This is a genomic window from Candidatus Palauibacter irciniicola, assembly GCF_965208695.1.
Classification (GTDB): domain Bacteria; phylum Gemmatimonadota; class Gemmatimonadetes; order Palauibacterales; family Palauibacteraceae; genus Palauibacter; species Palauibacter irciniicola.
In genome coordinates, this window is the sequence record NZ_OZ242352.1 from 977,479 (window position 1) to 991,720 (window position 14,242).

The 14,242-nt window shown below is 66.7% G+C and carries 7 protein-coding genes and 1 pseudogene; 5 read left to right on the plus strand and 3 right to left on the minus strand.

All coding sequences use genetic code 11. The annotated features are described in order from the left end of the window. Nucleotides 1-8: 8 nt before the first annotated feature. Nucleotides 9-3,413 carry a leucine-rich repeat domain-containing protein gene (locus ACOGI9_RS04105; RefSeq protein ID WP_419858617.1) on the minus strand — a complete coding sequence of 1,135 codons (3,405 nt, stop codon included), beginning with the start codon at nucleotides 3,411-3,413 and terminating at the stop codon, nucleotides 9-11. Nucleotides 3,414-3,632: 219 nt separating this feature from the next. Here ACOGI9_RS04105 and ACOGI9_RS04110 point away from each other — a divergent pair. From ACOGI9_RS04110 to ACOGI9_RS04125, 4 genes and pseudogenes are all read left to right on the plus strand, one after another. Beyond that, a pseudogene (locus ACOGI9_RS04110) lies at nucleotides 3,633-5,606 on the plus strand (ATP-binding protein); the annotation flags it as partial. A gap of 145 nt (nucleotides 5,607-5,751) precedes the next feature. After that, on the plus strand, nucleotides 5,752-5,967 hold the full coding sequence (locus ACOGI9_RS04115) for a winged helix-turn-helix domain-containing protein (protein ID WP_419858618.1): 216 nt from the start codon (nucleotides 5,752-5,754) through the stop codon (nucleotides 5,965-5,967). 171 nt (nucleotides 5,968-6,138) lie between these two features. Beyond that, on the plus strand, nucleotides 6,139-7,308 hold the full coding sequence (locus ACOGI9_RS04120) for a toxin-antitoxin system YwqK family antitoxin (protein WP_419858619.1): 1,170 nt from the start codon (nucleotides 6,139-6,141) through the stop codon (nucleotides 7,306-7,308). Between the two features lie 546 nt (nucleotides 7,309-7,854). Further along, nucleotides 7,855-8,862, plus strand: coding sequence for a cupin domain-containing protein (locus ACOGI9_RS04125; RefSeq protein WP_419858620.1), 1,008 nt, complete (start codon nucleotides 7,855-7,857; stop codon nucleotides 8,860-8,862). A 900-nt stretch (nucleotides 8,863-9,762) separates the two neighbouring features. Here ACOGI9_RS04125 and ACOGI9_RS04130 read toward each other — a convergent pair. Continuing rightward, nucleotides 9,763-10,449 (minus strand): hypothetical protein, encoded by a 687-nt coding sequence (locus ACOGI9_RS04130; RefSeq protein ID WP_419858621.1) that lies wholly within the window; start codon nucleotides 10,447-10,449, stop codon nucleotides 9,763-9,765. A 231-nt stretch (nucleotides 10,450-10,680) separates the two neighbouring features. Beyond that, nucleotides 10,681-11,484, minus strand: coding sequence for a hypothetical protein (locus ACOGI9_RS04135; RefSeq protein WP_419858622.1), 804 nt, complete (start codon nucleotides 11,482-11,484; stop codon nucleotides 10,681-10,683). Between the two features lie 892 nt (nucleotides 11,485-12,376). Between ACOGI9_RS04135 and ACOGI9_RS04140 the strand changes: the two genes are divergently transcribed. Further along, complete coding sequence (locus tag ACOGI9_RS04140; RefSeq protein WP_419858623.1) at nucleotides 12,377-14,170, plus strand: hypothetical protein; 1,794 nt, start codon at nucleotides 12,377-12,379, stop codon at nucleotides 14,168-14,170. Nucleotides 14,171-14,242 lie beyond the last annotated feature (72 nt).

Sequence of the window (14,242 nt, forward strand, 5' to 3'; positions counted from 1 at the left end):
TTTACGATCTAGCGCCGAAAGCTCCTGGAATGCAGGCCGGACGATACGAGAATTTCGAGTCCTGCCGCCTCCGGCAGCGCCGAGGCGATGGCGGAGGCGGCCGCGACACCGGCGAGGCTGCCGAGGCGGTCACCGTCGCGGCCGAGGTCTCGCAGGATCCCTCGCACCCGGCCGGTCCGGGGATCACGAAGAATGGCCACGGTCGGACCACCTGTCCGGTCCAGCGTCGCGGCACCTCCGGGCGCGGACAGTTCGATCGCCTTGAGTCGATCCGCCCACGCGAGAGGCACCGGGAGAGCGAAGACGAAGCTCGCTCCTCCGTCGCCGTGCGCCACCTCCTGCATGTCGAAGTTGATCGAGAATAGTTCCTCTCCGGCGGCAGCCCGGCCCGTCAGAGTGTAGGGCCCCTCCGACCGGGGGAGCGTTGGGGGAGCGTCAACGGCGAACGCCGGGTCGAGGAAAGGCACCCCAGCGGCATCGGTGCCGCCCCAGACCAGTAGGGTTCGTTCGGCGCGCCCCGCTGCGCCCGGCTCTCCCGGAGTGCGGTGGTCGAGGGCCTGACCGAAGCCGAACGGACTGATCCAGCTTGGGTCGCAGGCGCTCATTAGGTCTGCGGTCTCGGGAGAGATGAGCGCGAAGCGGGTGGGGTCGAACCCCCAGGCGCCGATCCTGCCGGCCCGATCTGGAAAGTCTGGATCCGTGAGGTTCGCGCCACCGCAGGGGGCATGCCGGAGGATCATGTTGTGCCCGAGTTCATGCGCCACAGTCGTGGAGTCGAGGTGCGATAGACTGCTCCGACCGGGCCGGATCGCCAGACCGCCGACCCCGAGATCGACCGTGAGAGATGAGGGCAGCCCCCCCATGTAGTATCCCGGCCCGCCTTCCATCACTCGAATGGCCTCGATTTCGCGAAGGAGCTCCGAACCGGTGGCTGCGGAAGTGAAGAAGGTCTCGCGTACGTCCAGCGTAAACTCCGCGACTGGCAACCAGAACCGAGTCGGCCAAAACATGGCATCGTCTGCCGAAAGTTCGGCGACGCGCTCCAGGAACCCGCTTTCCTCCTGTCCTGGCCGAAGGACCGGCAGGAAAGTGAGGTGAAGCGGAGGCACCTTTCTGACATCGATCGCCTGACGCCCGCTTTCCGGGATCCGCCTGGCTATGCCGACCGTGGCGCCGAGCGTCTCATCGGGGTCGATCTCAACGACGAGTTCCAAGCCCGGCTGCAATACTGCGGCTGGAATCGTGGCGTTCGCCGACGCATGAAGGCTGCCCTCCCCCGCTTCGGCCGGCACCGTGCCGCCCGGACTTGGGATGTCCGCGGTGTAGGCCTCCTCTCCGTCCAGGTAGAACCTCGCGCGCACGGCCGGAAAATCCACGGATTCGCCGTCCGGAGCGGTTGGGAACACGCGGAGTAGCGCCGGCCGGTTCGCAACCAGGGGTACGGGGAAGTCGCGGGACTGCACCGCCTGTACTAGATATGCCGTCGCGACGTCATTCTGGCAGCGAGCCACGCGATGGTGCTGGAGCTTACCTAGCCAAGCCAGAAAGTCCCCATCTGCGGGAGCGCACAGGGACGTGCCCTCAGCGAGGAGCGTGGTCAGGTTTCCAAGGTCCTTGAGGTCGGTCGGAAGGAACCCGGAAAGTTCGGGGTTGGCATTCAACCTCAGTTCCTGTAGCTGAACGAGACCGGATAGCTCCGCGGGAAGTGGACCGGACAGGGCGTTGCGCGACAGCGAAAGGACTTGGAGAGAGGTCAGGTTTCCCAGGTCGCCGGTGACTGACCCGCTAAGGGCGTTCTGGTGCAGCAGCAATCGCGTCAAGGACCGAAGCTGACCCAGCTCCGAGGGGAGGGCACCCTCGAGGTCGTTGTCGTCGAGCCGCAACCCTTCAAGGTTGGAGAGGTCACCCAGTTCGGGCGGGATCGGACCCGTCAAGTCGTTGCCATCGAGCCGCAGTTCTTCGAGGGCGGATAGGACACCCAGTTCAGCCGGTATTGAGCCCGTCAGGCTGTTGTAGTTCAGCGCCAGATCGCGGAGGCTGGAGAGACCGCCCAGTTCGGGCGGGATCGGACCCGTCAAGTCGTTGCCATCGAGCCGCAGTTCTTCGAGGGCGGATAGGACACCCAGTTCAGCCGGTATTGAGCCCGTCAGGCTGTTGTAGTTCAGCGCCAGATCGCGGAGGCTGGAGAGACCGCCCAATTCGGGCGGAATCGGACCCGTAAGGTCGTTGAAGCTCAACCACAGCCGTTCGAGGCTGGAGAGGCCTCCAAACTCCGGTGGAATCGAGCCCGTCAGGCCGTTGCCGGCGAGCGCCAGATTGTGAAGGCTCGAGAGTTGGCCCAGCTCGACCGGCAGTGGACCCGTCAGGTTGTTGGAACTCAACCACAGCCGTTCGAGGCTTGACAGGTTCCCAAGCTCCGGCGGAATCGAGCCCGTCAGCTCGTTGCCATCGAGCCGCAGTTCTTCGAGGTTGGAAAGGACTCCCAATTCGGCCGGTATCGAACCCGTCAGCTCGTTGCGGTCGAGCGCCAGACTCTGAAGGCTCGAGAGTTGGCCCAGCTCGACCGGCAGTGGACCCGTCAGGTTGTTGGAACTCAACCACAGCCGTTCGAGGCTTGACAGGTTCCCAAGCTCCGGCGGAATCGAGCCCGTCAGCTCGTTGCCATCGAGCCGCAGTTCTTCGAGGTTGGAAAGGACTCCCAATTCGGCCGGTATCGAACCCGTCAGCTCGTTGCGGTCGAGCGCCAGACTCTGAAGGCTCGAGAGTTGGCCCAGCTCGACCGGCAGTGGACCCGTCAGGTTGTTGGAGCCCAACCACAGCCGTTCGAGGCTTGACAGGTTCCCAAGCTCCGGTGGGGTCCGGCCGCCAAGCCCGTTCTGGCTTAGCACGAGTCCCGTAACCCGGCGGTCCGCGTTCACCACGACCCCGTACCATTCCGAGAGGGGCCGGTTACTTGCCCAATTGCGTCGGTTTGTCCACGCCGGGCCGTTCGTCGCCTCATAAAGCGCGATGAGGAGGATCCGGTCCGCCAGACGATCCTCGACGGTCACGGCCGCCATCGCTGTGGCCGAGCCGGCCGTGACCAAGATGGTCGTCTCTCCGCTCGCCACCCCGGTGACCAGCCCCGTAGTGTCGACAGTGGCGGTGGCCGGGTCGTTCGACTCCCAAGTCACTGTGGCACCGCTGAATGGTCGGCCGTACTGGTCGCTGACGGCTGCAGTGAGGCGAAGGATCCCTCCGCGTCCCAGGGTGACGGTGGGCGGAGAAACCGTGATGGACGTCGCGACCGGAAGTGGGGGCGGGGGCGGCGGGGGGCGAGGCGGCTGCGTGGGAGCGGACTCCCCACACGCCACGACCCCCAGGATGCCGATGGTCGCGCGAAGGAAGCGTCCCTCCAGCATGCCTTCTTGCATTTCGTGGGTTCGTCCTGTACTGGGCGGTCAGCGATTTTGGTGGTCAACAGTTTCGGTGATGCCGGCGCGAATCAGATTCGACAGGCTTATCCAGCCAAAACCCCGGTGCCGGATAAAGATAAAGCATTTTACATGGACAAAACGTGTACGACGTCGCTATTTTCATGTCGATAGGATGTATTCATGCAGATTCCACCATTTCCCGGGCGGAGGGAACCGATGAGCGGCGTCGAAGACCTCAGGCGCGAGAACCGAGCGCTCAAAGGCCGGTTCGCCCGGCTGAGCGGTGCGGTGCTGCGTATCAGCTCGAGCCTTGATCTGGACACGGTGCTCCAAGAGGTCATCGACAGCGCACGGGCGCTGACCGGCAGCCGCAAGGGCATCATCACGACGATCGACGGACGCGGCCGGCTCGTGGACTTCCTGACCTCCGGTTTCACGCCGGAAGTGCTCCAGGAGCTGGTGGCGTGGCCCGAAGGCCCCCGGTTCTTCGAGCATCTTCGGGACCTTTCCGAACCGTTCCGCCGGGCGGATGTTCCCGGCTACCTGACCTCCCTGGACCTTCCCGTGGCTCCGTGGTTCACGAAGACGCTGCAGGGCGCTCCGATGCATCACCGGGGCGAGCATCTCGGCCACTTCTTCTTGGGCGATAAGGAGAACGGAGAGACGTTCACGGACGAAGACGAGGAGATCATGGTGCTGTTCGCCTCGCAGGCCGCGGCTGCGATCGCGAACGCGCGCACGCACCGCGCCGTGGAGCGCGCACGGGCAGACCTTCAGGCCCTGGTCCAGACCTCGCCGGTTGGCGTGGTGGTGTTCGAGCCCGGAACCGGCCGAATGGCGTCGGTCAACCGCGAGGCGCACCGCATCGTCGAGGCGATCCGCACGCCGGGCTCCCCCCCGGAGCAGCTCTTGGAAGTGATGACGTGCCGGCGGGAGGACGGGAGCGAGTTCTCGCTGGCGGACATACCGCTGGCCCGGTACCTCGAGAGCGCCACGGGGGTGCGGTCCGAAGAGATCGAGCTCTCAGTGCCCGACGGTCGGAGCGTCCGGATGCTGATCAACGTCACGCCGCTCCATGCCGAAGACTCCGGCGAGGTCATCTCGGTCGTCGTCACGATGCAGGATCTGGCTCCGTTCGAGGAACTGGAGCGTCAGCGGGCGGACTTCCTGAGGATGGTGAGCCACGAACTGCGCGCGCCGCTCGCCTCGATCAAGGGTTCGGCCGGGACCGTGCTCGAGGCCTCGCCGCCCGCGTCCCGGGCGGAGATGGTCCAGTTCTTCCGCCTCATCAACGGGCAGGCGAACCACATGCGGGGCCTCGTCGCGAACCTGCTGGACGCGGGGAGCATCGAGGCGGGCACGCTCACGGTGGCGCCTGAGCCGACAAGCGTGACCGCGCTCGTCGACCGGGCCCGCACGACATTCCTGAGCGGCGGGAGCCGGAACCCCGTGCTCGTCGACCTGCCGCAGGATCTTCCCGGCGCGATGGCCGACCGCGAGCGCATCGAGCAGGTGCTGAACAACCTGTTGTCGAACGCGGCCCGCCACGCGCCCGAGACATCGCCGATCCGGGTCGAGGCGACGCGCGACGGCATGCACGTCGCGATCTCGATCAGCGACGAGGGCCGGGGGATCCCGCCCGACGAGCTACCGCGCCTCTTCAGCAGGCGCCCCGGCCTCATGGGAGGCACCGGGCTCGGCCTGGCGATCTGCAAGGGTCTCGTCGAGGCGCACGGCGGCCGCATCAGGGCCGAGAGCGGGGGCCCGGGCCTCGGTGCGCGCTTCACTTTCACGCTCCCGGTGGCCGCGGATGCGGTCGAGGCCGTCCACGCGGGTGGCGGCGTGCGGGCCGTCCCAGACGGCCGGGCCCGCGTTCTCGTGGTCGACGACGATCCCCACATGCTGCGCTTCGTCCGCGACGCGCTCGGCGCGGCGGGCTTCACGCCGCTCGCGACGGCCGACCCGCGCGAGCTATCGCACCTGCTCGAGACCGAGAGGCCCGATCTCGTCCTTCTCGACCTGATCTTTCCCGGCACGGACGGCATCGAGCTGATGAAGCGCGTGCCCGAACTCTCCGACCTGCCGGTGATCTTCATATCCGGCTACGGCAACGACGAGACCATCGCCAAGGCGCTCGAACTCGGGGCCGCCGACTATATCGTCAAGCCGTTTTCGCCCACCGAACTGACGGCGCGGGTGCGCGCGGCGCTCAGGCGGCAGGCTCGAGCCCGAGACCTTCGTACTGGGCGAACTCCAGATCTCGTACGACCGCCGGCGAGTGACCTTGGCGGGCCGCAAGCTCAAGCTGACCGCCAAGGAGTACGACCTGCTCAGCGTGCTCTCGCGCAACGCAGGATGCGTGGTAACCTACGAGACGCTGCTGCGCCAGGTGTGGAACCGGCGCGGCGGGGGCAGACCCGGGCCGGTGCGAACGTATGTGAGAAAGCTCCGCCACAAGCTGGGCGATGACGCGGCCGACCCCGCATACATCCTCACCGAGCGCGCGGTAGGCTACCGCATGGCCGAGCCGGGTACCGGCGAGAACCCGTAACCCGGGCAGGTTCCGGTCCTCCAACGGCTTCTCAACAGCGCGTATCGGGAGTCGCTCCGCACGATACACCGTACGGACATGGAAATCGTGCATTTGTACACGTCCGGTCTATGAAAAACGCGCTATCTTCATAAAGACCGTGCGACCACCGAAATCGAGACGGCAGGAGAGATGTCGGTGATGCCCCTTTACCCGCAGACCCTCAGCGGTGCGTACGTGCCCGCCCTGCTGGCCGGCCTCCTGCTGCTCGCGAGTTCTGCGCCGGTTGCTGCGCAGTCCGCCTCGGCGACGGTCGTGTGCGTGGGGAGCGACCGGCAGACCCTCCAGGGTTCAGGCCCCGTCCGGCGCGTCATCACGGAGGACGTAGCGGTGGTCTACCGGCTCGGCGTCCCGATCGATGATCGAGAGCGAATGGAGCAGTCCCTTGTCGCCGAGTTGGGGGACGTTGCGGAGGCGTCGTGCGTCTGGTCGAACCCCGGAGACAGCTACGTCGTGGTCATCCGGTACACCGGCGCGATCCGGCGCGACCTGACGCTGGACCCGGACGACCCCAGGTTCCAGGCGTTCGCGGTAGGCTACGGCACGAGCGCCCAAGCGGCAGAGGAGAACGCGACGAGGCTCGACGCCCGTTTCTCGACCTACGCCGACAGGAGCGGCTACGACGTCCTGGTCGCGGAGAGCTGGAGCGTCAGCGCGGGCGAGGCCTCCGGTGCCGCAAGCGAAGCGGACGAGCCGGCCGGCGACCGACTTGACCAACCGGACTCCCGATTTGGCGGTGGCGTGAGTACCGCCGCGCCTCCGTCGGTCGACCTTGAGACGTGCGCCGGCAAACCTGTGGGCTCCGAGTGCTGGATGGAAGTAGCCAATCAGCCCGGGTGCCATCTCTCGAACCCGGGTCTATGGGCCGGAGCGACTGTTACATGGAGCGGCGAATGTTCCGCTGGCTATGCCCAAGGGTCGGGAAGGGTTCATTGGCGCTACGACGCTGGGCAGCAGACTTGGGAAGGTGCCTACGTTGACGGCAAGGAGCACGGGAACTGGGTAGGCCGCGAGTCGGACGGGGACGTTGCGGAGGGCTTCTACGTCAACGGCCAGCGGCAGGGCATCTGGACTTGGTGGTTCACAAACGGGGACGTCTTGGAGTCACCGTTCGTGAACGGCGAGGAGAACGGAACGGAGATCGAGTGCGAGCGTTCCCCGGGCGCCGTCATCGCCTGGTTGATCTCCTATGTCGACGGTGAGGAGACCGGCAGGGCGACGATCGGTCCCGGCGATCCGGACGCACCGACCATCAGGACCCGATGCTCCGCCATTCTGAACAAGCCAAGGCCGAGGCCGTGAGCGCGGCTCGCGGCCCCCTGCGCGAAGGGATGAGACTTGTCAGAGAGACCGGGATAGTGCCGCCGTTTCGACAACCGAACCCATGGTAGCATGGGCATGGTAACCATAAGACGAAGGGAGGCGGCCTCATGAGTGGTCCCAACCGACGCCGGACGATTACGCCGGATGACGTGTCTGTTCGGGATTTGCCTCGTCGATCGTTCATGCGAGTTCTTGGCATGTCGGTTCCGGCGTGGACTCTCGCCGTGACCGGAGCCGGCTGCGTAATAAGTGATCCCTTTCGTCCTTCCGACGCCGACACGACCGTGACCGTCACGGATGCGGACCCTTCCGACGTACCGAATCGCATCGTCCGGGTTGGGGACGAACCGGCTGTCAATGACTCCGACTGACCCAGCTTCCGCAACCCAACATCCCACCGATGCGCTGTCTTGGATTCTCCGTGAGGATGCTTCCGAGTTCATCCGCGAGACCCTTGATCGCAGCACGAGACTGATACGCGGAGGCGATGCGACACGGTTTGGCGAGTTGCTATCGCTTGATGTCGTGGACTCGATTCTCGGTGGCTTTGGGTTGAGCGTCGAAGAAATCCGAGTCGTACAGCACGACCGAGACATCGGGGTGTCGGACTACGCGTGGCGCGGCATGGCGGATCCCATGCGGATAACGCAGCTGTTCGCTGATGGTGCAACTATCATCTTCAATGCCCTTCAGAACCGCCATGAACCGCTGCGACTCCTGTGTTCGACCCTATCGGCGCAGGCGGCCGCGCGGACGCAGACGAACGTGTATCTCACCCCGCCTCGGTCGCAGGGGTTCAAGCCGCATTGGGATACGCATGATGTCTTTGTGTTACAGGTGGAGGGTTCCAAGCGCTGGCGGCTTTATTCTGGTGGTGAGGATAGACCTCTCGCGGGCCGCCGATTCGATCCAGATGAACACGAAGCAGGTAGCATCGAATCGGAGACCACGCTGGAAGGGGGCGACGCCCTCTACATCCCTAGAGGCGTCATGCATGCGGCAGCTTCGAGGGACGACACCTCGCTCCACATTACCTTGGGACTGATTCCCTACACCTGGGTGGAGTTCGTCGCTGAATGCCTTGCGGAACTGGCGTTGCGGAGGGGCGAGTGGCGTGATTCGCTACCGTTCGGGTTTGACCGGGAGCAGATCGATACCGAACTTCGACGCCGTCTGGCACAAATGGACCTCGATCTCGACGCAGTCCTCACGGCGAAACGGGATGCGATCGCAGATGCGTTTCGGCCTCGAGCCGCCGACTATTTGTCACAGGGCCTTCTCTCACCTTTGCCCGATCACAACGTACGGCTGCGGCCCGGCTTGGCCAGCCGCATGGAGTTTCGAGATGATCGGTGTGTGCTGGTGTCTCAGGGACGCGAACTCGATTTCCCGCGCATCGCTGAACGTACCATCGAGTTGTTGTTGACCGGAAGAGCGTTCCGGGCCGGGGCCATCGACGATGGATTGGATTGGCAGGGCCGCCGCGTCGTGCTATCGAGCCTACTTCGCGCTGGAATCGTCCAGGCGCTTTAAGCCATCCTAGATCGCCTCCATTTTGGCGGGAACAAATAGCGGGAACGCCAACCCCTTCAGATCGCGTAAGTCCAATGGAGCCGATCGGATTCGAACCGATGACCTCCTACTTGCAAATCGACGATCGAGGATTGTGATTCACGGCGAGAAATCATCTAAGTTCAACTGGGACTGCATGATCTGCCGTTCTTGCTTCATGCTCGACACACGCTTCAGGTTCGTCAGGCACACCACGTTCGTCGCCTGGACCCAGGACTTCGAATTTACGCTCAGTCCTTCAGACCCGCCGACTGAGTCGGAAGAGGAGGTGAAGGTCAAGGGGCGCTGTGCAGCTTGCTGGGGGGGGCTTGGCGTTGCGTGGAAGGGGAGAGAACGGGGTTGTCACCAGCATCACGTGTCGCGTGTGCGATGAGGAGCTCGCGGGTGAGGCCGCGGATGCCGAGTATCGTCGGATCCTCGAGGAGGCAATCGCCAATGTTCGGAGAGCGTCGATAGGGTTTCCCCCGACTCGTGAACGTGGCCGGTTCGTGTGCAAGCTCTTCCCGAACCTGCCTCGCCTATCGGAAGACGAGGTCTGCCAGCGCATCGCGGCGAAGGACGGTCGGCGAGGCGGCGTTGACATGAAGGCCCGTCGGGACGTGAAGGACCAAGGAGATACGACGAGGGCGCACTACCGATTCGACGCCACCATGAAGGGATCGGAAATGCCGCCAAAGCTCGACTGAGGGAGACGGATGCCTCACGGCCCCGGAAGCCTTCGCCTCGCTCGCCCTTGCTAGCGGGTTGAGTATCGCGCTCGACGCGACCGAAGCCGGGGCAGAGGCTGAACGGCTTGCGGCTATCGAGCTTAGGGAGGCGGTTGGGGAGAAGCTGCTCGAAATCCCATTGACGCCGAACAAGTTACCCGCTTGGCAGTACTACTTCGTGCGCCTGTTCCTCAAGCCAGTCCCGTAGCATTTCGCGATGATATAGCTCGCCATCGCGCCCCGCAGGGCGATCGTCCCAATAATGCTGGAGTACGGCGGCAACGTCAGGTGTATGGCGCGGTGGCACGATAGCGGCGCTCTCGACCTCAAACGGCTCGGGCTCTTCCAGGCCCCACTCCTCGGCTTCGTACTTTTGTTCTAGCAAGTCGAGCGCGTGCCGTCGTTTGATTCGAGACCAGTAGTTGGATTCCCGAACCAAACTAGCCGCCTCGGTCGTTGTCACCCATTCCGTCTCCCTGACCCGTTCCGGTTCCATCTCCGTGACTGGTTCCACCTGAGTGACCGGTTCCAAATCCGTGGCTGTCTCCGTCTCGATGACCGGTTCCGTCTCGATGACCGGTTCCGTCTCGGTCTGGGCCTCCTTGTCGCGGTTCCTCACACCTCGGGCACGCTCCACGGTCTTGCCGGCTCCGAACGCGACGGCGAGCGAGATCGACCACAGCAACAACCAGTAGACGAGCGGCGGAATCGCCGCAAAGAGACCCGTAATCCACCCCGGCAGCGCTTCAGACGCGCCAAGGATCCAGCCGCCAAGTACGGTCACGAGAAGCGGCGCACCCAGCGTGAGCCACCAACTCCACTTCCTCCCGTCGTCCGACATTGATCCCAACTCCTCGGATGTCATCCGCAATCGCGAGGCTTGGACCCCCCGCAACCGTCCAGCCTCACCGAGAAAGTTACGAGCCTGTCAACCACCCGCCTCCCGTCCGTCACCGCTGGCACTGCCGGTTGGTTTGTCGGATCGGTACAGCTCCGGTGTTCGCAGCCAGGTGGAAACGCCCCATCGGTTTCGTCAGGGAATCGCACGGGCAGCCGAAAGTGCGCCGAAGGCTCACAGGGCGGAAGTAAGCTTGCGTAGCTCAGGCGACACGCGAATGTAGTGGCTCGGTTCGACGGGGTCGCCGGAAGTGGAAACGGCGAAACGGTATTCCCGTTGGTTCGCGAAACGCAGCTTCTTGGTGAACCATGCTCGTGGGCCACCGTGCAGGTCGAACCAGTCTTCCTGCGTCGCGATATAACCCGAACTGTCTTCGTAGTGAACCGGACCATGGCATACGTGCACTACGGTGTGGATCTGGCTTGAGCCCGGCGCTAGGCTCGCGTTGTGGCTGCTGAGCGCGTAGCCGATCTCGTCGTGCCATGCGAGCTTGACGTCGGTCGCCTTGTCGAGGTTCCGCGCGAAGTCGATGCCGAGCCAAACCGCGAAGGCGTTAGGATCGCTAATCCTGGCTGCCGCGGTGTAGCCGTACTCCTCGGCGAAATGGTCCTTCAACCGGCGCAGTTCTTGGTCCCATCGGTAGTGAGACGCGCAGTAGACCCAAGGTTCGCGTGACGAAGCGAACGACACGGTCGAGCCCGTCACCGTCCCACCCGGAACCACCGTGTTGGCCCAGCGAATGCTGTCCTTGGTCAGAGTGCCGTCGTGAACGTCGCCGATACCGGACTTCAAGCCCTCCTGCTCCCGGTAGTAGGCAGGCGTTGCGAGCTGCACACTCTCCGTCCGAGACACTGCGTAGGACGGCTCCGAGAAGACCACCACGCCTCCAATGGCGGGCGCAGACGCCGGCCGATAGTCGAGACGGTGAACCAGAATCAGGTGCAACGCCTCACGCTCGAGGTCCTGGACGCTGATCACGTCTGTGATCCGGGGTGCTGGACTGGCTCCGCGGTCGGCGGTTCGGACCCTGTCCAAGGCATCCTCGATCTGGCGATTGGCATCTTGGACGGCCTCGGAACCGAACCGGCACACGACCAGTCGACCGTCTCGGTACGCGGAGGCGGATGAGCTGCGAGAATCTATGCCTGCACCTCGAGCATCGAACACGGTACCTACGACCTGATGATGGTCAGCTTTAGGGGCCACCGTTGGCTGCCCTTCCGGTCTCGCGAACCGCCCGAGATGGTGTGTTCATCATCGACCCTGGCATGCTGGTTTCAAAGGTAACGGCCCCGGCACCGGGAGGGACGCCCGCGGAGCTGACCGGCTGTAGCACCAACGTCCGCCGCGGTCTCAACGGCACATCAACAGCACCTCCCCGCGCCCAAAAAGCCCCTGTGCACTGAGAGGCCGCCGCCCGCCGCCCTCACCGAATCAGCCCCTCCGCGACCGCCCTCCACGCCCCCCGCGAGCCCGCCCGCGGCGCGGCGCATCCGCCCCCCGGGCAACCCCGCCCCCGCGCGCCGCCAGCCCCCATTCCCGGCACCCCCCATTTCGGGTGACCCCCCCATTTGGGTGGTTGTGGGGGGCGCGTAAAGGCTTATTTAGTAGTGCTTTCCGATGTAGTCCGTCCCTTTTCAAATGGCGCGGGTCCGTCTCGATATGCTCGATGCGGGATCATCTGAAGGCACACAGATTTGCGGCCGTAGGCGGGCGTTTGGCGCGTCCGTTGGGCTCCGCCTAGGCTACCCCCCCCCCCCCCCCCAATTTTGGGCGTCAGCCAGCAGCCGGGCGGCTTCTAGCAGGCACAGGAAGGACGGCAGCCCCACCGGCGGACGGGCCTCCCGGGGAGGCCGGCGCCGCGCACTCGATGCACGCCGCCGGGCCTGACTCGCCCGCCGCCGGGGCCGACTCCCGTGCCCGGCGGCCCGGCGGACGGGGCCCCTTCCTCGCGCGGGCGCGCACGCTCGCGGCCGGCGTCTCGCTCACGGCCGCCCTCCCGCGCGCCACCGGCCTCCGGCTCGCAAGAACCGGCCTCCCGCTCGCAAGAACCGCCCTCGCCCTCGCGGCCACCGCCACGCTGGCGGCCACCACGACGCCCACCCCGGCGCAGGCCCAGGACCCCACCCCCCGCCTCCTCACCGGCCTCACGGCCGAAGCCGGCCCCGCCGGCGTCGCCCTCGCCTGGACCGTCGACGAGGACCGCGCCCACCGCATCGCGGGGTTCACCTGCGTCTACCGCACCCCGGCCCACCTCAGGACCGGCGTCTCCGGCGCCGTCCCGTGCGGGCCCCAGCGCAGCCCGGCCGACGCCCGCCAGGCCACCGTCGCGGGCCTGCCGGAGTACGGCGACTACGACTTCGAAGTCGTCGCCGTCGAGCGGCCGGGCGGCCCCGCCATCCCGTGGCCCCAGCGGGCCCTGCGGGCGCGGGTCACCGTCACCGAGGCGCTGGCGGGGCCGGCCGGGCCGGAAAGCGCGGTCACCGGCGCGGGACCCCTCGTCGAGGGCTGCGGCCCCGGCGACGTCCCCGGCAGGGCCCCGGCCCCCCCGCGGCCCTGGCGCCTGGACGACATCGTCTCCGCCGCCCACCTCACCCACTACCCCGGCCGCGGCTGGACCCCGGGAGGCGACCCGCAGGCGCCCCCCGCCTGGCCCGACATGCCGCCCATGACCGACCTCATGGCGGACACCGATCTCGACCCCGAGCCCTTCCGCCGCGTCATGGCCGGAGACCGCGGCGACCCCGAGGCCGTGCAGCGCACGATCGCCGACGCCCGCTTCGACGCCGTCCTCGCGCGCGCCGGCGCCGCCACCAAGGCGCTCCTCCGCCCCGCCCCCGGCGGCGGCTGGGAACTGCGGCTCCACACCAGCTACCCGTTCGGCGCCGACTACCTCTACGAACCCCGGCACGCCGTCTCCGGATGGGCCGACGCCGGACACGACGCGGCCTGGCCCGAGGCGTTCAACCGCGTCGACTGCCCCCCGCTCCACTGGCCCGACGGCACCCACGACGTGGCGCTCGCGCTCTCCGGCGAAGCGGGCGGCGGGCGGCGCCTCGCGCACTCCGGCTACGGATGGTGGGCGGTGGCCCCGGTCGGGATGTTCCCCGAGCGCGTCGTGGCCACCAAGGGCGGGCTGTCGTTCGGCGAGCCCGCCCCCGAGACCCCCGAGACCCCCGGCGCCCCGGAGGACGGCGCAACGTGGCGCGGCCGCCTCAGCGGCCACCTGTTCGCCGACAGCAGCCGGTTCGCGGTCGCGGGCGACGTGACGCTGACCCTCGAGCGCACCGGCGGCGGCACCCGGCTCGCCGGGCGGATCGAGAACGTCGTGCTCGCCCCGCTCGACGCGAAGAGCCTGCACCCGGAGGCGGTCCCGGCCGTCCTCTGGCGCGCCCTCGCGCTCGAGGCCGCCCCGGCGGAGGACGGCGCCTGGTCGGGCCCCGTCGGCCTCGGCGCGCAGGATCCCGGCGGAGCCCCCGGAGCCCCGCCCGTCCCGCACGCCTTCCTCGGCGACTGGCGGGCCGCGGCCTACGGCCCGGACGCCGGAGAGATCGCCGGACGCCTCCGCCTGTGGACCCCGCTCCCCGACGGCGCCGACCCCCGCAGCGAGTGGCCGGGGCAGGCGGTCCTGGTCGCCGGCTTCGGCGCGGTGCGCGCGCGATGAGGACGCTTCGCCCGTTCCCGGTTCTGGGGGGCCTGGCCGTGCCGGCCGCGCTGGCGCTGTTCGGCGCCGATC

Excerpts from the sequence above, each read along its gene's own strand:
- ACOGI9_RS04140 (WP_419858623.1), top strand. The coding sequence starts at position 12,377 with ATGCACGCCGCCGGGCCTGACTCGCCCGCCGCCGGGGCCGACTCCCGT.
- ACOGI9_RS04130 (WP_419858621.1), bottom strand. The coding sequence starts at position 10,449 with ATGTCGGACGACGGGAGGAAGTGGAGTTGGTGGCTCACGCTGGGTGCG.
- ACOGI9_RS04105 (WP_419858617.1), bottom strand. The coding sequence starts at position 3,413 with ATGCAAGAAGGCATGCTGGAGGGACGCTTCCTTCGCGCGACCATCGGC.
- ACOGI9_RS04120 (WP_419858619.1), top strand. The coding sequence starts at position 6,139 with ATGTCGGTGATGCCCCTTTACCCGCAGACCCTCAGCGGTGCGTACGTG.